The organism is Bacillus sp. FJAT-49736 (genome assembly GCF_018343615.1).
In the GTDB taxonomy this organism is placed as follows: Bacteria; Bacillota; Bacilli; order Bacillales; family Bacillaceae_C; genus Margalitia.
This window is the reverse complement of the sequence record NZ_JAGYPI010000002.1, coordinates 830,869-850,172: the sequence shown is the minus strand read 5'-3', so window position 1 is coordinate 850,172 and position 19,304 is coordinate 830,869. Positions and strand designations below refer to the sequence as shown.

Annotated in this window: 20 protein-coding genes; 15 read left to right on the top strand and 5 right to left on the bottom strand. The window is 37.2% G+C overall.

Annotation, left to right across the window (positions count from 1 at the left end; all coding sequences use genetic code 11):
* Positions 1-52: 52 nt before the first annotated feature.
* The 3 genes from KHA87_RS15580 (at position 53) to KHA87_RS15570 (ending at position 1,432) form a co-directional block, all read left to right on the top strand.
* Positions 53-616, top strand: a complete 564-nt coding sequence (locus KHA87_RS15580) for a DJ-1/PfpI family protein (RefSeq protein WP_213095060.1) — start codon at positions 53-55, stop codon at positions 614-616.
* 78 nt (positions 617-694) lie between these two features.
* On the top strand, positions 695-1,108 hold the full coding sequence (locus KHA87_RS15575) for an SRPBCC family protein (protein WP_213095059.1): 414 nt from the start codon (positions 695-697) through the stop codon (positions 1,106-1,108).
* A complete protein-coding gene (locus KHA87_RS15570) occupies positions 1,109-1,432 on the top strand; it encodes an ArsR/SmtB family transcription factor (protein WP_213095058.1) in 324 nt (107 codons plus the stop codon).
* A 100-nt stretch (positions 1,433-1,532) separates the two neighbouring features.
* Here KHA87_RS15570 and KHA87_RS15565 read toward each other — a convergent pair whose 3' ends face one another.
* Positions 1,533-2,768, bottom strand: coding sequence for a TolB-like translocation protein (locus KHA87_RS15565; protein ID WP_213095057.1), 1,236 nt, complete (start codon positions 2,766-2,768; stop codon positions 1,533-1,535).
* A 204-nt stretch (positions 2,769-2,972) separates the two neighbouring features.
* Here KHA87_RS15565 and KHA87_RS15560 point away from each other — a divergent pair, with 204 nt between their 5' ends.
* Entirely contained in the window at positions 2,973-3,455 is a 483-nt protein-coding gene (locus tag KHA87_RS15560; protein ID WP_213095056.1) for a DinB family protein, read from the top strand.
* Between the two features lie 183 nt (positions 3,456-3,638).
* Here KHA87_RS15560 and rsiV read toward each other — a convergent pair whose 3' ends face one another.
* Positions 3,639-4,520: an anti-sigma-V factor RsiV gene (rsiV, locus tag KHA87_RS15555; RefSeq protein WP_213095055.1), complete on the bottom strand. Its 882-nt coding sequence runs from the start codon at positions 4,518-4,520 to the stop codon at positions 3,639-3,641.
* Positions 4,521-4,539: 19 nt separating this feature from the next.
* Positions 4,540-5,022, bottom strand: coding sequence for an RNA polymerase sigma factor (locus tag KHA87_RS15550; protein WP_213095054.1), 483 nt, complete (start codon positions 5,020-5,022; stop codon positions 4,540-4,542).
* Positions 5,023-5,256: 234 nt separating this feature from the next.
* On the opposite strand from KHA87_RS15550, the gene KHA87_RS15545 reads away from it, so the two are divergent.
* Positions 5,257-5,898 (top strand): response regulator transcription factor, encoded by a 642-nt coding sequence (locus KHA87_RS15545; RefSeq protein WP_213095053.1) that lies wholly within the window; start codon positions 5,257-5,259, stop codon positions 5,896-5,898.
* A gap of 10 nt (positions 5,899-5,908) precedes the next feature.
* On the top strand, positions 5,909-7,009 hold the full coding sequence (locus KHA87_RS15540) for a sensor histidine kinase (RefSeq protein ID WP_213095052.1): 1,101 nt from the start codon (positions 5,909-5,911) through the stop codon (positions 7,007-7,009).
* Between the two features lie 870 nt (positions 7,010-7,879).
* Here KHA87_RS15540 and KHA87_RS15535 read toward each other — a convergent pair.
* Together KHA87_RS15535 and KHA87_RS15530 are read right to left on the bottom strand one after the other, a co-directional pair.
* Positions 7,880-9,400: an amidase gene (locus tag KHA87_RS15535; RefSeq protein ID WP_213095051.1), complete on the bottom strand. Its 1,521-nt coding sequence runs from the start codon at positions 9,398-9,400 to the stop codon at positions 7,880-7,882.
* A 63-nt stretch (positions 9,401-9,463) separates the two neighbouring features.
* The gene (locus tag KHA87_RS15530; RefSeq protein WP_213095050.1) at positions 9,464-9,985 is read right to left on the bottom strand and encodes a CcdC protein domain-containing protein; all 522 of its coding nucleotides are present in this window, start codon (positions 9,983-9,985) and stop codon (positions 9,464-9,466) included.
* A 405-nt stretch (positions 9,986-10,390) separates the two neighbouring features.
* Between KHA87_RS15530 and KHA87_RS15525 the strand changes: the two genes are divergently transcribed.
* The 9 genes from KHA87_RS15525 (at position 10,391) to KHA87_RS15485 (ending at position 19,302) form a co-directional block, all read left to right on the top strand.
* Positions 10,391-11,500 carry an acyltransferase family protein gene (locus KHA87_RS15525; RefSeq protein WP_213095049.1) on the top strand — a complete coding sequence of 370 codons (1,110 nt, stop codon included), beginning with the start codon at positions 10,391-10,393 and terminating at the stop codon, positions 11,498-11,500.
* A 218-nt stretch (positions 11,501-11,718) separates the two neighbouring features.
* On the top strand, positions 11,719-12,447 hold the full coding sequence (locus tag KHA87_RS15520) for a gamma-glutamyl-gamma-aminobutyrate hydrolase family protein (RefSeq protein WP_213095048.1): 729 nt from the start codon (positions 11,719-11,721) through the stop codon (positions 12,445-12,447).
* A gap of 127 nt (positions 12,448-12,574) precedes the next feature.
* Positions 12,575-13,510 (top strand): ABC transporter ATP-binding protein, encoded by a 936-nt coding sequence (locus KHA87_RS15515; RefSeq protein WP_213095047.1) that lies wholly within the window; start codon positions 12,575-12,577, stop codon positions 13,508-13,510.
* 18 nt (positions 13,511-13,528) lie between these two features.
* Positions 13,529-14,641, top strand: a complete 1,113-nt coding sequence (locus KHA87_RS15510) for an ABC transporter permease (protein WP_213095046.1) — start codon at positions 13,529-13,531, stop codon at positions 14,639-14,641.
* Between the two features lie 2 nt (positions 14,642-14,643).
* Positions 14,644-15,789 carry an ABC transporter permease gene (locus KHA87_RS15505; RefSeq protein ID WP_213095045.1) on the top strand — a complete coding sequence of 382 codons (1,146 nt, stop codon included), beginning with the start codon at positions 14,644-14,646 and terminating at the stop codon, positions 15,787-15,789.
* Positions 15,790-16,121: 332 nt separating this feature from the next.
* Complete coding sequence (locus KHA87_RS15500) at positions 16,122-16,934, top strand: alpha/beta fold hydrolase (RefSeq protein ID WP_213095044.1); 813 nt, start codon at positions 16,122-16,124, stop codon at positions 16,932-16,934.
* A gap of 118 nt (positions 16,935-17,052) precedes the next feature.
* Complete coding sequence (locus KHA87_RS15495; RefSeq protein WP_213095043.1) at positions 17,053-17,487, top strand: YciI family protein; 435 nt, start codon at positions 17,053-17,055, stop codon at positions 17,485-17,487.
* Positions 17,484-18,749 carry an RNA polymerase sigma factor gene (locus tag KHA87_RS15490; protein ID WP_213095042.1) on the top strand — a complete coding sequence of 422 codons (1,266 nt, stop codon included), beginning with the start codon at positions 17,484-17,486 and terminating at the stop codon, positions 18,747-18,749. Before KHA87_RS15495 ends, KHA87_RS15490 begins: the two co-directional genes overlap by 4 nt.
* Positions 18,750-18,867: 118 nt before the next feature.
* Positions 18,868-19,302 (top strand): YciI family protein, encoded by a 435-nt coding sequence (locus KHA87_RS15485; RefSeq protein ID WP_213095041.1) that lies wholly within the window; start codon positions 18,868-18,870, stop codon positions 19,300-19,302.
* Positions 19,303-19,304 lie beyond the last annotated feature (2 nt).

Below are 19,304 nucleotides of genomic sequence, written 5' to 3'. Positions count from 1 at the left end.
TTTAAAATATTCCTACTATAATGAAAACATCTTTCCATAAGGAGTGAATAATTTGCAAAAAAAGGTTGGGTTTATCGTATATGATGATTTTGCAATTTGGCAGGTTTCGCTTTTGCAAATGTTTTTGAAAAATGCAGGCTATTGCGTGGAGACTCTATCAATTAATGGCGGTTTAGTACCCACTGATGGGGGAGTTCTAGTTCATACAGAGCGTATTGATCAAAGAAATCCCAATGAATATGCTTTTTTGCTATTGCCAGGCGGAAAAGTAACAAAGGATTTGATAGATAATCAACAGCTGCATCAATTTTTACAAGATTTTGATGGACTTATTGCTGCGAGCTGTGGCTCTTCAGCCATTGTTGCCGGTGCCGGCTTGGTGAAAAGTGATTTCACCACCATGCCTCATATAAAGGAACTATTTGCAGAGTATTATGCTGATGGAAATTATACGGATACCGACATTGTGATTGGAGATAAGTTGATTACTAGTAAGGGATTTGCTCATTTCGATTTCATGATGGCGGTTTTAGTAAAGATTGGACTTATCGAGGCAAATCCGCGATTAAAAAATCTTGCATTAAAACTTTCCAAAAATCAAACGCTAAATACGTAATTGGTTGAAATAACACTAAAGGGTGTTATAATAAAAGTAACACCTATTAGTGTTATAAATTCTTTGGAGGTTTTATTCATGACATTACCAGATATTAAACACACTGTTATTTTAAATGCCCCGATTGATAAAGTATGGAAAGCAGTTGCAACCTCAGAAGGTATTGCAGCTTGGTGGATGGAAAATACATTTGAACCCGTTCTTGGAAAGGAATTCATATTGCATGCGGGACCTTATGGAGACTCACCTTGTAAAATAACGGAGCTCGATCCTCCTCACCGAGTGGGATTTGATTGGGGGAAGGATTGGCATTTAACCTTTGAATTAAAAGAAGTAGACGGCAAAACAGAATTTACTCTTATTCATTCAGGCTGGGATGAAAATAAGGTTACAGAATTTAATCAGCCACACACGGTTATTCGCGGTATTATGGATCAAGGTTGGGCTGGAATTAAAGAGAACAAGCTCGTCTCCTATGTTGAGTCTTTATAAATGAAAGATACTGCAATAAAACATGACGTCTTTCAAGCGATTGCCGACCCAACTAGGCGTAAAATGTTAATTTTACTTGCCGATAAAGAAATGCCGATTGCTTCCATTACGGAACAATTTCCTATTACCAGAACTGCAGTTAATAAGCATCTCCATGTTCTTGCGGATGCAGGTCTTGTTCAAAGTAAAAAAGTAGGGCGTGAAACAAGGTACACGCTGCAGCCTGAACCCTTAAAAGAGCTTCAAAAATGGGTGAGCTTTTTCGAAAAATATTGGGCAGATAGACTATCCGCTTTAAAAGAATATGTAGAGTCAGAGGACTAATTACATATTCAGCTCATACCAAGAAGCAGCAGGGTATCCCCGCTGCCTTTTGCTGAGCTTTTTTTGTTTTTTTGGTTCCAGGTACTACTCAACATAAAAACTAGTAAAATACTATCTCTTGTACATTCTGGAGCAATTTTTTTTCATGGCTACCATCTAGGTTAGCCATCCAAAGATCTCTGTTTTCATTCAGTATGGATGATCCTCGCAGCCAAACTAGCTTATTCATGGATTTTACGTATTGTGGTGCATAATCACCCAATCCTTTCGGTGGATTGGTTAATTTGGTTTGCATATTTTTCGACACATCCACGGAGTAAAGTACTGGGAGAGGGTGTTTGCTGAAATCATTGGACCATTTACCTTCCTTCATTCGAGACACTACTAGCAATTCGTTTGTTATCCAGTTGAAATCAATGTCAGCAAAATGGTCTGGTGTAAATGTTCCAGATGCAGGCAATTCTTTTATCCTCAGTTTTTTATTTTTAAAATCAAAGACTAATCTTCCGCCACCGGCTATGAAGGCTAGTGAATCAGTGGAAGGAGCCCATTTGGGTGACCCAACCTGTAAAATAATTTCATCCAAGACTTTAAAATTTTTGCCGGTGCTATCGATCACACAAACCATATTGCTATCCATGGACCATGAAGCTGTCGGCGAAACCACAAAGGATACCCATTTTCCACTTGGGGAATAGCTAAGCTGCTCCGCATATACAGCAATTAATTTATTCTTATTCGTTGTCCCAATTTCCTTAGGCAGTGTAAAAAATGGCTTCACACCACCAAAAAGAACAATATCGCGGTAGTTTTCGCCTACTTTCTTGGTGAACAAGGATGCACTTGACCAGCCATCTGGTCGTAATGTACCCGAGGAGGAAAGGAGAAATCCGTCCCCTTTTGGAAGCCATGCATAATCATTTACACCCATTGCGATGTTAAAGAATTCGCTTAAATTGGAGATGTCTAAGATTCCTTTATCACTAAAGGCAAGGATGTTTTTATGTGGCCCCCATTTTAGCGAATGCCCGTTATGGTAGATTTGTTTTCTCTTACCACTTTCCAAATTATATGTCCATACCTCAGATTGCTGTTCATTCTTAGAGAATTTAGAAGGTCCCATTTGCTGATAAACCAGTAGTTTCCCATCCCTTGACCACTTTGGTGCAGAGGGAACATTACCTGAATTGGTAACTTGCTTTTCCTTTCCATCTACAAAAATCCATAGGTTCCCATCCCGGAGGAACGCTGCTTTAACAAGATTTGTTTGAGCAGTAGCGTTAGCATAAGGAACTAGGATTGTTAAGATAAATGTTAATAACAAGATTTTTTTCATATGATTTCTCCCTTCATTTATGCTGTTCTTACTATCTACTTTGTATGGTTTTAATATGTAGTAAATTTTTGCAGATAAAGGAATTCCCTTCGCTGCTATGGAATAAACATAAAATGGATATATTAGGGGATTTCGATTTTTATTAAAGAATTGCTTTCAGTATGTTAGTAAAGATCGCTGCCTAAAAAAGGAGATGGAGACCAATTGGACAATAATACAAAAGCAAGAGAAGAAGTATTGAATAGTGTAAGAGGTTTAACAGATGAGCAATTAAATAAAAGGGTCGAAGAGGGAACTTGGTCGATTATGCAAATACTGCAACATTTATACTTAATAGAAAGGTCGATAACGAAAGGTATTTCTAATACATTAACTAGTGAGAGTGAACCAGCGCCAGCGAAACCGATAGAACGGATATTGAATCGCTCAACAAAGGTGAATTCCCCACCGTTTGGCGTTCCATCTAATGAATTTGTTACCTTAGAAGAAATGGAAAAGAAACTCGCTGAATCTCGAAAAGCGTTAAATCAGCTTACTTCCAGTGCAAAAGAAGCGGACTTAGAAAGCAAATCAATGCCAAACCCTGTGTTTGGCAGACTTAGTTTAAAACAGTATATTTCTTTTGTTGGTTATCATGAGCAGCGTCACTTGCAGCAAATAGAAGAAATAAAAGCAGCATTGGAATAGTAAAAAAATCACCAAGAGTTCTCGCTTAAGACAAGAACTCTTGGTGATGAATATAGGTAATTATACCTAATTTGTGCTATTTGAGAAGTAATTCGTGCCATTTTAAGTTAATTTCATGCCATTTGAGAAACAAATCATGCCGTTCTCGCACCTTTTCGGGCGAATCAATAGTGCCAACTCAATCTATTTAATGTATTCATTTCCGACTAATATATTGGAGATGACACTTGTTGGAATGACAAACTCCACTGTTCCCATATAGCCAGGTGCTACATCAAATTGATTGAAGGCAATGACTAATTTATGGTTCTTATTAATATAAAAGTTTTGATTCGCAGATATTTTATTAAACATTTCTTCAGGTCTTATATCCAGGTCTCGTTTGCCGCTTACCCAATAAATCTTGTTGGAATCCTTTTTCATTTGCTGGTGCATTTGATCTTTGATATTTTCACTGATTAAGTCGATATATTGGTCATTTTTAAATAAAATTGGCAGGGTCAATAAGATTTGTTTTTTCTTATCGATAGTGTCAAATGTTAAAGTTGTGTCGGATGATGCTTGGATTTTTGTTACATATCTTTCTATCGATAAAATCTGATCATTATCTGTTTTCACTTCATAGCCGCTATCTACTCCAAGATGTCCGCCGCCCTGTTTTTTTAGATCCTTCATTTCTTTAGAGAACTCTTTATACAATTTACGGTTTTCCTCAACATACTTTTGATTAAGGCTGCTTTCCAATTGTTTGTTCTCTAGATTTTTTACTTTTGGTGTTTGAATATGGGCATTAAAGTTTTTATCGTCGAAATGATAATCTTTAAAAGTGAACACTTTCACGACATTACCCACTACTGGTATTTCTGACATCGTTTTTGCAAAAGTAGGGCTAGTATTTAGGCCGACAATAAAAATAGCTGCAGCAGCCACTGTTCCAACTACCCACTTATAGGAACGTCTAGGCTTTTTCGGCTGATTAAGTGCTTTTTGCACAACAGTATCTAATTCTGCCGGGATAGGGATATTTTTATATTCATCTCTCAATAGCTCTAGCTTTTTATCCATTCGAAATTCCTCCAATGTGCTATTTTAACTTTATTCGCAGCATATCAAGTGCTCTGTATATCCTGGTTTTAATCGTAGATTCATTTTCGTCGAGTACTTCAGCGACCTCCTCAATTTTGAGGTCCTCAAAATACCTTAGGACAATTACTCTCCTGTATTTTTCCGGTAATGCCTCAAGTGACCGTTCTAAATCAAAATGTTTATATACATCCTCTTTGCCTGAGCTGAAATAATCTAAAGTTTCCACATTCATAAAGGTGACTTTTTTCTTTTTTCGTATATAGTCTAACGATGTATTTACTACGATTCGATAAAACCAGCTTTTAATAGACCGCTTATCTCGCATGGAGTCAAGGGATAGCAGGCCTTTTTTTATCGAATCCTGCACGATATCTAAAGCGTCCGCTTGATTTTTGACATAACTGTATGCAAGGCGGTAAAAGTCTTCCTTGTTTTCTGTAATGAATTGAACAAAATATGGTTCTAACTTGCTTTTCTTCATTGAAAAAAGAGCTCCTTCTTCTAAGATACGTATCGTTCAAAGTGTCTTACGGAAAATAGACGTTTCATCTCTAAGGAAAGTTTGAAAATTTTATTGGGGAATTTGATATTTTTAGTATGAACTAATTTAGTATGCATTGTGTAAAAGGATTTTACATGTATAAGTGGAATATGAATAAAAGAAAAATAAATATTTGAAGGGTGTGAAAACAGTGTGGAACACGCACTGTAGAATATGAAAATTAAACTGATCATTGCGGATGATAATTCGTTCATTCGGGAGGGAATGAAAATAATCCTTAGCACCTACGAGGAATTTGAGGTTTTAGCCACGGTAGATGATGGGCAGCAAGCGGTTGATTTTTGTAAAAGTCATGATGTGGATGTTGCATTATTAGATGTTAGAATGCCTAATATGAACGGAGTTGAGGCAACGAAGCTCCTAGTAGAGCAAACAAACACAAAGCCTTTGATTTTAACTACTTTTGATGATGATGAATACATAATGGATGCGATCAAAAATGGGGCTAAGGGCTATTTGCTTAAGAATACAGAGCCGGAGGTCATCCGGGATGCCATCAGGGGTGTTTATAAGGGGAACAGCTTTATTCAGGATATCGTGTTGGAAAAAATCAAATCCAATTTGGTCGAGCCGAGAAGTACCGAAACCAAGATAGATACGAGCTTGTTTACGGAAAGGGAATGGAGCATTATGTCCTTAATTGCAAAAGGTCTTTCGAATAAAGAAATTTCCAAGCAGCTCTTTATTTCAGAAGGAACGATTGCAAATTATATTACGTCCATTTTAAATAAAACTGGACTGGAGCATCGGACGCAAATTGCTATTTATTATTTAACCGGAAAAGTTGAGCAATGAGGGTAATATAATGGAATTATGGATGATTTTCAGCAAATTAATAGTAATGGGGTATATTGCTGCGGCTTATGTGCAATCTGGAAGCCCGCATTTACCATGGATTGTTTTTTCGTTGCTTATCTATTTCTGTGTGAATATCGTTATATACATATTTAAAAGGGATAAATTAAAACAACTTTTCATGGTAGCAGCCATTGTATTAACCATTATGTTTTGTATCCGCATTGATCCTTTATTTATTTTGCTCATTCCTATTAACCTATTTGAGCTAGCAGCAAACTATATAGAAAAGAAAATATTTTTATTAATACTTGCGGTAATTCCTATTTTATATATAAAGGCAAACATATATCCCGTTTATGGAATGGTGACATTGCTCAGTTTTATGATTTTTGGCATGAGTGTGATGTTTTCAAAAAAACTAATGAATTATGAGAATCAAGTGGATAAGATGAGGAAGGATCTGCAAAAGCTATCAAGGAATTTGAATGAAAATCAGGAATACATACGACAATCGGAATATACCTTCAAACTGGAAGAGAGAAACCGATTATCACAGGAAATTCATGATAAAATTGGTCACTCCATGACTGGCGCCCTCATTCAAATGGAAGCCTCTAAACGATTGATGTACGTCGATCAGAAAAAAGCATCGAAACTTTTACAAAATGCTATTAATATATCGAAAGAGGGAATTGAGAGTATTCGAATCACCTTGAAAAATATGAAGCCGTCTACCGAGCAAATGGGAATTCATCGTATGAAACTATTATTTGATGAATATGCATCGAAACATGGGCTAACAGCTTCCTTTGTGTACAAAGGAAACCTCGAGGTTATTACCCCAATACATTGGAAAATTATTCAGGAGAACATAACGGAGGCTCTAACAAACACTCTAAAATATTCTGATGCTACCCATGTTTCAATCCATCTAAATGTGCTAAATAAAGTAATTAGGGCAGAAGTGAGGGATAATGGAAGAGGAGCAGAAAAGGTAAAAAAAGGGCTCGGAATCAGGGGGATGGAAGAACGGACAGCTGCTATAAACGGAAAAGTGATAGTGGATGGGACAAATGGCTTTTCGGTAACGACATTGCTGCCTATATAATGGGGTCTTCATGAATTATTACAAGATCTTTTTTTCAAAACAAGTTTGGGAAAGAGGAAAAATGATTTAAAATTTTACATATAAAAAAAATGACATTATAATAACTTTCTTATTTTTATCAATTCAATTTTGTAGAAGTTGTAGATAAATTCGGTGTTATATGGCTGATTACCAAACCGTAAAAAAGGGAGAACTGTTTAATTTATAGGACATTTTTCCTAAAGTGGATTACATTTTTAGTAGGGTATGTAACTTTGCCGACTGTCTCGGAGAAATCGTAGGTAAAATTATATGGTCTATATTTTGCAAATAAATAAAAAAAACATTTAATAATCCCGATATTATTGAAATGTCGGGATTCTTTTATTATAAAATGAACACAACACAATCTTTTATCTTTTATTGAATTTTTGTTTTATGTATAAGTAAATATAAATTATTAAATCTACAGTCAAAAAGAACAAACCAATAACTAAAGTATAATATTTAAAAAAGGTAGCTGTAGAATATCCTCCTACATAGATGACATACAAAAGTATAAAAATAATACCTAATATCCCACATATCTTTTGAGCTTTTACCATAATTTCATCCCCCTTTAAACAAGAAATTTATGCAATAAATAGGATTCAAATTTATGTTCAGTTTAAAAGCAATTTTTAAAATTATTTCAAGAATATCACCCATTTCTTTAGTGTTTTAACGTATCTCTTGTGTTACCCAAATAGGGTTAATGTCTTTTTATGATTTTTAGTTTAACAATAAGCAAGTAAAAAGCATGTATCATTGAATCCAAATAATCAAAGATACATGCATCTATTTTAAATTTGTACAAATATAGTATCTATTATATTGATCGAGTATACATGGTTATTTGCTTATGATCGCAGGCGGATAATCCTTCCGATCCTGAGATTGAATTTCCAGCCATTTCATCGCTGATAAAACCAAGCTTTCATCATGAGGTTTTGCGACAAATTGAACTGCGATTGGCAGTCCGGCTGAACCTCTTTCATTCTCCATAGCTGCTTGATGAACAAGGTCTTTTCTGTTTCTCATTTCTACCTGCTCTTCTTCACGGACAAGTGTATAAGAAAATGCTCCGGAGCAAAATCCGAGATAGTTGATGAGGGAATTGTACGCTCCTTCATATGAAAATTTCTTTGAACCTTCGTGCAAAAGCGCTGGTGTTGGAAAAGCAGGGCATAAAACTAGGTCGATACCTTTTTCCTTCCAATCCAGAAGAATAGATTTTTGATAATCTTTTCTTTTTTGAACTAGAGATTGGAATGCCTCTTCGTCTTTCTTTCCCGTAAAAGGGAGGATAATTTCGCTTACTGTTTTTTGTCCTAACTTGCCAAGGAAAAAGCTCATAAGTTTCCGTTTAAATGGATGGATGGACTGTGTTCGGATAGCATTTTCAATCGCAAATTCCTTTTTCGATTCACCAATTGTTTTTTTCATTCCTTCTCCACCATCCGGACACATGAGTCCATAAAAACCTTGCATACTCTCTTTGACATAAGGGAATGAATACCTAACTACTTTTGCACCTGCTTTAATAAGTAACTCACTTACCTCATGTAATGCACGAGAAATGGATGGAGAAGGGTCTAATATACCATCCGTTTCCCAAAGACCAATGGTTAGCCCATTAAGTCCCATTTCTTCTACAGTTTTGCCGGCTAACACTTGAAAGGCTAGTTTTAGATCCTCCACCGACCGTGCGATCGGACCGATGGAGGACATCTCGGCCGTTTCCTTTCGAATGTGAAAAATTCCTTCAGGAGGAGCCTGTGGAATTGTTCCTGGGGTCGGCTTTAGCGCATGAATACCGCAAAATTGTGCGGGAGTACGGACACTACCTCCAATATCAGTTCCAATTCCGAGCGGTGAAAACAGGCTTGCCACCGCTGCTCCTTCCCCTCCGGAACTTCCACCTGGGGTACGGTTTCGGTCCCATGGATTAGTGGTTCGTCCATAAACAGGGTTGAGCGTTTCACAACCTAAAAGAAGTTGCATCGCATTGGTCTTTCCAAGTATAATCGCTCCCGCTTCTCGAAGTCGTTTTATAGAGGGATCGTCATCTTCTACTAAACTATTTCTTCCTTCTATTCCCCAGGTAGAAGGGGTATTTTTAACATTTAGGTTTTCCTTCACCGTTACTGGCACACCGTGTAGAGGACCTTTTACTTTACCTCTAATAAGCATATCGTCAAGTATACGAGCTTCTTTTCTAGCTTCCTCAAAAAGTGGAATTACAATCGCATTGACTTCTTCGTTTTTCTTTTGTATATGTTCTATAAATGATTCCACCACTTCCACAACGGTTCCTTCACGCTTAGCAATAGCATCACTTAATTGGGTGGCAGATAATTGATACCAATTCATAAATAACTCCCCGTTTCATCGTAAGTAATTTTCTAAATTAATTATTTGAGAGAGCCGCAAAAATTAAAAACTAACGGATCGACTCTCTTTTTGAATCGAACGATATTTAATATAAATGGTTGCTCTCCACAAAAATGTATAAATGACAAGAATTCCAATATATAAGGCTAGCATTAATTCAATATCGGGTTGATAGGTGTGGCCAACAAAGATGGGATGACTTTTAAAGATGTGTGTTCTAATTTCATATCGTACATATGGGAATCCAAATAGAAATAAATAGAATAATAAATTATGTTTAAATCGAATATTTCCATCACTACTTTTCACAAATGAAGTCGTTAAAATATATGGAATTGCTACAACTACCCCTAAACCAATGGTCCACAATATTTCCAAGAGTGATGCCCTTGTCATACAGTAAATGATCCAAGGAACAGGGGCAAACAAAAGCCAATCTCCAAGCAGGAGCTTTAGGCCAGATCCATTAACAACCCTTCTTGTTTGAATAAATTGCTTTAAGGTAACCCAAATAATTAATGCCCATACACCATAACCAATTAAATCCCATTGATGCTGTGTCATTTTTTCTTCCTCCTAATCAAGCCGCCAGTCGGTTTATTGTAATTCATATGATAAATACCGACCGTCGGTTTGTCAATGATTTTTTTGTGAAATTTTTTGTGTGTATATTTTTGCATTTGGACAAAGCAAATTATGAAAAATATGTTGAAAGCCTTATGAAAGTAAATGGTGTTACTATACATGGTTAGTTTTCTCATTCCTGGGCTTTAAAACATTTTTGCACAAAAAGAATAAATCATAAAAGTTCCGCTCAATGAATTTACATTTGAGAATTTATGTGACTAAACCTTCCTTTTCAGCCATGTTAGCAGACCTGATAGTTTTTGATCATTTTTCTGTTTCTGGAGATTTATTGGTATGATGGAAATATAGGGTGTTTTGTATATTTAAAAGGGGTGTAATTATTTGAACAATCGGCTACTTTATTTGGATCGACTTCGTGTCTTTTTAACGTTTCTTTTACTTTTTCATCATACAGCAATTGCCTACGGTGCATCGGGATCATGGATTTATATAGATGCGGAACAAGGAACAACACTAACGAATATCCTACTTTCTTTATTTACGGCTATTAATCAAGCATTCTTTATGGGGCTATTCTTTTTCTTATCCGGTTATTTTGTCCCTAGATCCTATGAACGAAAGGGGAATGTGAAATTTTTAAAAGATCGTTTTATTCGTCTTGGAATTCCACTATTATTCTACCTTTTTATCATAGGACCACTTATTGAGTACTTCCTTTACGTAGAAAAGAGTATGAGTTTGGGGGAATTTTACAGTAAGGAGATCTTAACATTCCATCAATTCTTTATTGGACCATTATGGTTTGTAGAAGCATTATTAATTTTTAATTTAATCTATGCTTTATATAAAAAGTTGGTAAGGAAAGAGTGGAAACCTCAGCCGTTTCCTACTAACCGAAAGTTGGTAATAACCGCTTTTTCACTAGGTGCTGTAGCGTTTTTCGTTCGTTTAATATATCCGGTTGGTAACGGGATCTTAGGGTTACAATTTGGATATTTCCCTTCCTATATACTACTTTTTTATGTTGGGATTGTTTCGTATCGGAATAATTGGTTGAAGAATATTACTGCAGATACGGAAAAAATATGGAAATGGATTACGTTTATTGCGATTCCTATATTCCCTATTGGCTTGATTCTAACGGGTGCTTTAAACGGAACTTTAATGGTAAATGGAGGATGGAATATTCAAGCCATTCTTTATGCCTTATGGGAGCCATTTGTTTGCATAGGAATGTGTATACTGCTGATATCACTTTTTAAACAGAAATATAATCAAATGTCTCTCTTCTTTAAATGGCTAGCGGATAATTCTTTTACCGTTTATATCCTTCATCCCCCTATTATTGTGGGGGGGTCTCTATTACTTCACACATTGGACATTCTACCGTTTGGCAAGTTTGTAATCGTTAGTATTCTCTCCCTGGTATTAACCTTTATCTTGGCATATTTAGTTCGGTTAATTCCTGGTACAAGGCGAGTCTTAGGTTAATTTTCCAATGATATTGGATTTCTTCAAAGGAGGAAGGTGAACTTACTCGAGGTCAAACCTCATTTTCACTTAATTCTTGTTCTATGAAATAAATAATGATACTTATTACCTCACAGCAAGTTTAAACTTCTTTCTACTATTTTTATCACGAAATAAATAGCTCCTTTTTCAAATGGAAATACTCATAATAAGTATTTTTTTGAAAGAGGAGAGAACATTTGTTGAATATACAAAAGCCAATTATCGGCATTACCAGCACGTCCGTTAATTATAACGGTTATGAAAGCTCGATGCTTCCAATTAGTTATTGTGAAGCAATAACTAATGCTGGTGGTATTCCAGTTATTATTGCTGTTTCCAAAGAAGAAATGGCAGCACAATGGTTAAATGTATGTGATGGAATTATATTAAGTGGCGGGGAAGATATGGATCCTTCCTCTTATCATGAGGAACCTCATCCGAAGCTGAAAAAAACGATATTAGCACGAGATCAATTCGAAGTAGGTTTAGTACAAGCCGCCAGAAAACAAAAGATACCTATTTTGGCCATTTGCAGAGGAGTACATATTATGAATGTAGCAATGGACGGTACCATCATGCAGGATATAGAAAGTATTGTTCCTAATTGTATTCAGCATACTCAAAAGGCATCCAGTAAAACTCCTTCCCACAGTATTAAAATAAACGAAAATAGCCTGCTTTTTTCCATCCTTGGATTGCACGAAGCAAGGGTGAACAGCTTTCACCATCAAGCTGTGAATAATGTAGCGCCCGGATTAAAAGTAACAGCCAGGGCAAATGATGGAATCATCGAAGCTATTGAAGCTATGAATATGGAAAACGGGTGGATGTTAGGTGTTCAATGGCATCCAGAGGAAATGGGGATGGATTATCAGATGGATCGACTATTTTCAGAGTTTATTAAAGTCTGTGAGCTAGGTGAATAACACTACTCGAAAAAACTCATATGAAAAACATGAAGATTCTCATGTGAAAACAAGGAAGGAATGCACTTATGGAGGTGCGTTCCTTTTTTTATAATTACATTACAGAACAAAGGAGAGGAGAAATATCATGAACGTATTGGAAATCAAAAATTTAACGAAGAAATTTGGCGATTTTATTGCAGTAGATAATATGGCATTAAAAATAGAAGAAGGAGAAATCTTTGGATTTCTTGGTGCAAACGGAGCAGGAAAAAGTACAACCATTAATATGATATCGGGGTTGCTAAGAAGCAATGATGGGGTTATTAACATACTTGGGAAAAATGCTGCAAAACATAGCCGGTTTGCCAAAATGAATATCGGGATTGTTCCGCAAGATATAGCTATCTACGAGGATTTGACCGCATATGAAAATGTCCGATTTTTTGCAGGACTATATGGCCTGCGTGGGCAGGAATTAGATGAACGTGTAAAAGAAGCTCTTGAGTTTGTTGGATTAAGTGATAAACATAAAGGCTATCCCAAGAATTTTTCCGGTGGGATGAAAAGGCGCTTGAATATAGCTTGTGCCATTGCCCATCGACCGAAATTGATTATTATGGATGAACCGACAGTTGGGATTGATCCGCAATCGAGAAATTATATTCTTACCTCTGTGCGGAAGCTTAATGAAATGGGAAGTACGATTATTTATACAAGTCACTATATGGAGGAAGTAGAGGAAATCTGTACTCGAATCGCAATCGTTGATCACGGCCAAATCATAGCGGAAGGAACAAAGGAGCAATTGAAATCCATCATTACAAATACAAAGGACATTTGGATTGAAGTGAAATCGGCAAAGGGAATTGATCCAAACATGCTGCAGGCAATTCATGGAGTGGAAACAGTTCAGATAGAAGAGAATTTAATTAAAATCAACTCTGACACTGGTGTGAACAATTTAAACAAGATTATTGAACAATTAATGAAAGACGGAGCAGAAATACGTTCTTTAGAAGAACAGGAACCGAATTTGGAAACGGTGTTCTTAACGTTAACAGGAAGAAACCTGCGTGATTAAAAGAAAGGGGGGGAAGTGGTGAATATTGTAAACATCTTCTTGAAAGAATTAAAGCAAACATTTCGTGACGTTCGAATGTTTGGCTTCATGATTGCTTTTCCAATTGTGTTCATATTGGTTCTTGGGTTGGCATTATCCAATGCATTCAATACAAATAAGATTACTATTGATGACATTCATGTCTTATATAAAAATCAGGGAAACAATCAATTAGCGCGGTCCTTCGAAGCATTTAAAAAAGAATTAAGTAAATCTGGAATTCACTTTAAAGAGGCAACAGGTAATGTAAATGGAAAGAAAGAGGTAAAACAAAATAATGTGGACGGTTATGTGGAGATTTCAAACACTGGAGTCAAATTATATGAAAGTGAACGGAATAGTATTGAGGGAAACATTATTCAAGGAATGATGTCCGCATTTGTAGATAAATACAATGTTGCCATGGCAGTAGCAAAGATAGATTCGAGTAAAGTAAGTACGGTGCTTGCATCGAACCATACAATTCCATATATAAATGAAACTTCCTTGCATGCTGCAAAATCTCCAGGGGCAATGGATTACTATGCGATAGCCATGACAGCCATGATTGCTTTCTACGCAGCACTGAACGGTACTTCCTTAATGAACGTTGAAATCGCAAGAAAGACAGGAGACCGACTTCTAGTATCGCCTGCTCGTAAAAGTGACATATTTTTAGGTAAAGTGTTTGGAAGTATAGTAGTGAACTTTATATTTATTGTCATCGTTGTTTTATTTAGCAAGTTTGTTTTTAAAGCAAATTGGGGTGACCATTTAGGTACAGTATTGCTTGTTTTATTCACGGAAATTCTCATGTCTATCAGCTTCGGACTCGGAGTAAGCTATCTTACGAAAACTGCTGGAGCGGCCAGAACCATTGTGATGATTATCATTCAGGTTGCCTCTTTCATAGGCGGTGCTTATTATAAAATCGATTATGCAGGCAATATTCCAAAGCTATCACCATTATCTTGGGCAATTGAAGGAATTACTAAAGTGATTTATGAAAATGATCTCGCGGCTGCCATCCCTTCTATAACTTTGAATTTAGGGATAACGATTATTACGATGCTAATAGCAGTAGTATCGTTTCGAAGACGGGAGGGTTTATAAGCATGAAGGATATATTATGGTTAGTGAAAAATACGTTAAAAGTAACATTTAAAAATAAAAAGGGAATTCTATTATATATATGCACCCCCCTTATCGGGATATTTATTGCAATTCTTTCCCATGGGGGAATGAGCGGAGCCACATTACAAGTTGGGGTGGTGAATCACGATCAGGAGCTGATAACAGCAGATACCATTAAGTTTGTAAAAGGCTTAGAGAATGTGAAGGTAAAAAACATCAAGGGATCAGAAGTATCCAATCTAATAACGGAAGGAAAACTCGATTGTGTTATTACCTTTGAAAAGGGATTTGCTGCGAGTGTTCTTGCAGGAAATCCAAATCATATCACCATTACTTCCATAAAAGGAGCAACGGTTACAAGCTACATTAAATCTTATCTATATAATTACATTGATAATATCACGGCAATTAGCAAAGCGGCGGGTGGTGACCAAAACATATTCGATAAAATGTATGCCGATTACCAGCAGCCACAAGTAAAATTGTCTGCAAATGTCTTAAAGGACACATCTAAAAATAAAGACATGACCAACCAAACGATTGGGTATTTGTTAATGATTATGTTAATTAGTGCAGGGAGTCTATCTGAAATCATTTTAAAAGAAAAAGGAAATAGAACCTATTTCAGATTATTATCGACACCTATTAATGCTAGAAAATATATCTCAGCAAATATCATTGTGAATCTTATTGTGATGGTAATCCAAATAATGATTACATTAGTTTGCCTTAAAGGTATATTCCATATCAACATCAATATGCCTGCATGGCAAATGGCGCTAATCTTGCTGTTATTCGGATTAGTGGCAATTGGATTTGCACAAATTACGGTTGCTTTTACAAACAGTACAGGTGCATCTGGTGCAATGCAAAACCTATTTATTGTTCCAACTTGTTTAATATCAGGATGTTTCTTCCCGTCCGAAATCATGCCCAAAGCACTGCAAAAACTATCCGATTTCTTCCCGCAGCGCTGGGCTATGGAATCCATTGCGAAATTACAGCAAGGCACACAACTAGGGCATGTCACATTGGACTTCTTGATATTGCTAGCCTTTGCAGTTGCGTTTTTCTTAATCGCGATATACAAAATCAGTAGAAATAACAATGTGAGGAATTTTATTTGAGTGAAGAAGGGAACTGGTCTGGGAGGAAGGACGGTTCCTTTTTTCATTTTAAAAACAAATGGAATTACTCTGGTTCTGACTCTTATTGTTCCTGTGTATGGAAATTCCATGCAATGGATGCTTGTGTTTTTGTTTAGGCATTGTTGTTGGATATAAAAAGTGAAATAACAATCATTTTTATAAAGGAAATTACTATAAAATGAGAGTATTTATACGTAAGTAGTTTTTAAAAAAGATTTTGTAAAGTGTCGATTTGTCATTTGCATATTCGTTGCCTTAATAGATGCATGGATATTTTATAAAAATATAATATCTTAATTGGAGGAAATTATATGAATTCAGTAATCTCGAAAGACGGCACTAGGATTGTTTATGACAAAATCGGTGAAGGGCCAGCACTTATATTAGTAGCGGGAGCGTTTAGCTATCGAAAGTTTCCACAACAGGTACAACTGGCAAATCTGTTATCAAAGCACTTCACGGTGTATAATTACGACCGTCGCGGGAGAGGAGATAGTGGAGACTCGCTGCCATATGATATTGCACGTGAAATAGAAGATCTTCAGGCACTGGTGGAAGAAGCAGGTGGTGTGGCTTATGTTTGGGGATTGTCTTCTGGAGCGGCTCTTGCCCTACTAGCAACAGAGAAGGGGGTAAACATAACGAAATTAGTCCTCCATGAACCTCCTTTTGTGGTAAAAGCCGCCGACCCAAAGCCGCCGAAAGACTTCTTAAAGCACACTACCGATCTTATTGTCGCTGAAAACCGTGCCGAGGCTGTTAAATATTTTATGACAAAGGGTATGGGGGCACCTTCATTCGTAGTAGGCATGATGCGAATGATGCCTGGTGTTTGGTCAAGGCTTTTGGATATAGCACACACACTTCCTTATGATGCAGCTTTGTTGGATGGTTATATGGATGGAAAACCATTGCCTTCTGAACAATGGAAGAATGTTAAAATACCTACACTCGTAATGGAAGGAACGGAAAGCCCGACTTCCCTGCGTCACAGTGCTCAGGAGCTTGCCGGTGTTCTGCCAAATGCACAGCTCATTAGTAAAAAAGGTCTCGGACACACCAAGAAGCTAAATATAAAAATGATATCAGCAGAACTTACAGCATTTTTACAAAGTAATTCTTAATAAAAAAATGAATGTGGATGTTTATTAATCGAAGTAATATTCGTTGTATAGATAGAAGCTAGATAATTCTATGAGATTATACAAAGCTTCATGAAAAAAATATTTAGGAGGTAATAATATGAGATTTATGATGATTGTTAAAGCCACTACAGATTCTGAGGCCGGAGTACTCCCTAGCAAGGAGCTAATAGAAGCGATGCAAAAGTATAATGAAGAATTGGTAAAAGCAGGTGTTTTATTAGCTGCGGATGGACTTCAGCCTAGTTCAACCGGAATCAGAATTTCCTATCCTGAACCGGGAGGAAAACCAAAGGTTATAGATGGTCCTTTTACAGAAGCAAAAGAAATAATTGCGGGATATACAATGATCGAAGTCAAATCTAGAGAAGAAGCAATTGAATGGGCTCTGAGGATGCCGGACCCACACGGGTATGGACAGGGAGAAATTGAACTTAGACAGGTATTTGATGCAGAAGACTTAACAGATAATCCTGAATTACTGGAAAAAGAAGCGGCACTACGAAAACAAGTAGAGGAGCAGAAGAAGGCGTGAGTTTGTCCGAAACACATCGAACGATTGACGCGATATGGCGAATAGAATCACCTAAGCTCATCGCTAAATTAACAGGAATGGTACGGGATATAGCTCTTGCAGAGGACCTAGCACAGGATGCATTGGTGATTGCGCTTGAGCGTTGGCCGCAAATTGGTATCCCTGAAAACCCGGGTGCATGGTTGATGACAACTGCGAAGCGGCGTGCAATCGATCATTTAAGGAGAACGAAGGTGCGTGATCAGAAATACGCAGAGGTCGCCCAACATACAACTTTATATACAGAAGAGGACATAAACCATGCTTTGGATGAGGAGATCGGTGACGATCTCCTTCGTCTCATCTTTATGACATGCCATCCAGTACTTTCTCAGGATGCTAGAGTCGCCTTAACGCTTCGTCTACTATGCGGTCTTACGACAGAAGAAATTGCACGTTCTTTCCTCTCTGCAGAATCAACCATTGCACAGCGAATTGTTCGTGCTAAAAGAACGCTTAATGCGAAGAAGGTCCCTTTTGAAGTGCCAATCGGAGAAGAACTGAAAGTCCGTCTCTCAGCAGTTCTGGAGGTCATTTATTTGATGTTCAATGAAGGATATTCAGCAACCTCCGGTAATAACTGGACTCGACCATTGCTCTGTCAGGAGGCGCTAAGACTTGGACGGGTACTTGCAGAGATTGCACCACATGAATCGGAAGTACATGGGTTAGTTGCCTTAATGGAGATTCAATCATCCCGCCTCAAAACAAGGGTGAACTCAAAAGGGGAACCTATTCTTCTTATGGACCAAAATCGTGGACTATGGGATCAGCTCCTTATTCGACGCGGCTTGGCAGCACTTGAACGCAGCCGTAGTATTGGACGCTCACTTGGACCATACTCTTTACAGGCTGCTATTTCAGCTTGCCATGCACAAGCGCCGACTCCTGAGGAGACGGATTGGATCCGAATTGCTGCTCTTTACGAAGCACTTTCGAGAGTAATGCCCTCGCCAATTGTAGAATTAAACAGGGCAGTGGCTATATCCATGGCATTTGGACCAGAATTTGGACTTCAGATTGTGGATGAGTTGAATACAAACCCTTCCTTGGAGGAGTATCATTTGTTACCGAGTGTCCGCGGAGATCTTCTCATGAAGCTGGAAAGATATGATGAAGCAAAGACAGAATTTGAACGTGCGGCATCTCTAACCCAAAATGAGCGGGAACGAACGCTTTTAAAAAATAGGGCTACTGAATGTGAGAATAAAACATCGAAGTAAATATTTTTTAACCTTCTTGTCGATTACATAGTTTCCTTTTCGTCGAGATAATAAAGGAATAGTTTTAGGAGGGAATATTACCCTTAACTTTTTCTTATTTATACAAGGAGGGAAAATATTGAGATTTTTGTTGATGGTGAAGGCAACACCTTACTCGGAAGCTGGAGTCGTTCATAGCAAAGAGCATATTGACGCATTGTATGCCTATAAGATGTCTTTGGCGGAAGTCGGCGCACTTCTTGCGGATGAGGAACTTCAGCCAAGTTCAAATGGGATAAAAGTAAAGTACCCAAAGAATGAAGCAAAACCACAGGTACAGGTGGGTCCCTTTTTGATAAATCAAGACTTCATAGCAAAATATACTTTGATTGATGTGAAATCGGAAGAGGACGCACTGAATTGGGCACTAAAAATGCCGATCCCGGAGGGGCACGGTGAGTTTGAGATTGAATTGCGAAGAATTAAAGAGAATGGTGAATCCATAAAGGAACCTAGAATAGAAGCATTGGAAGCAGATTTGCAGGATCAACTTAATATGTTGAAAGAATTATAATG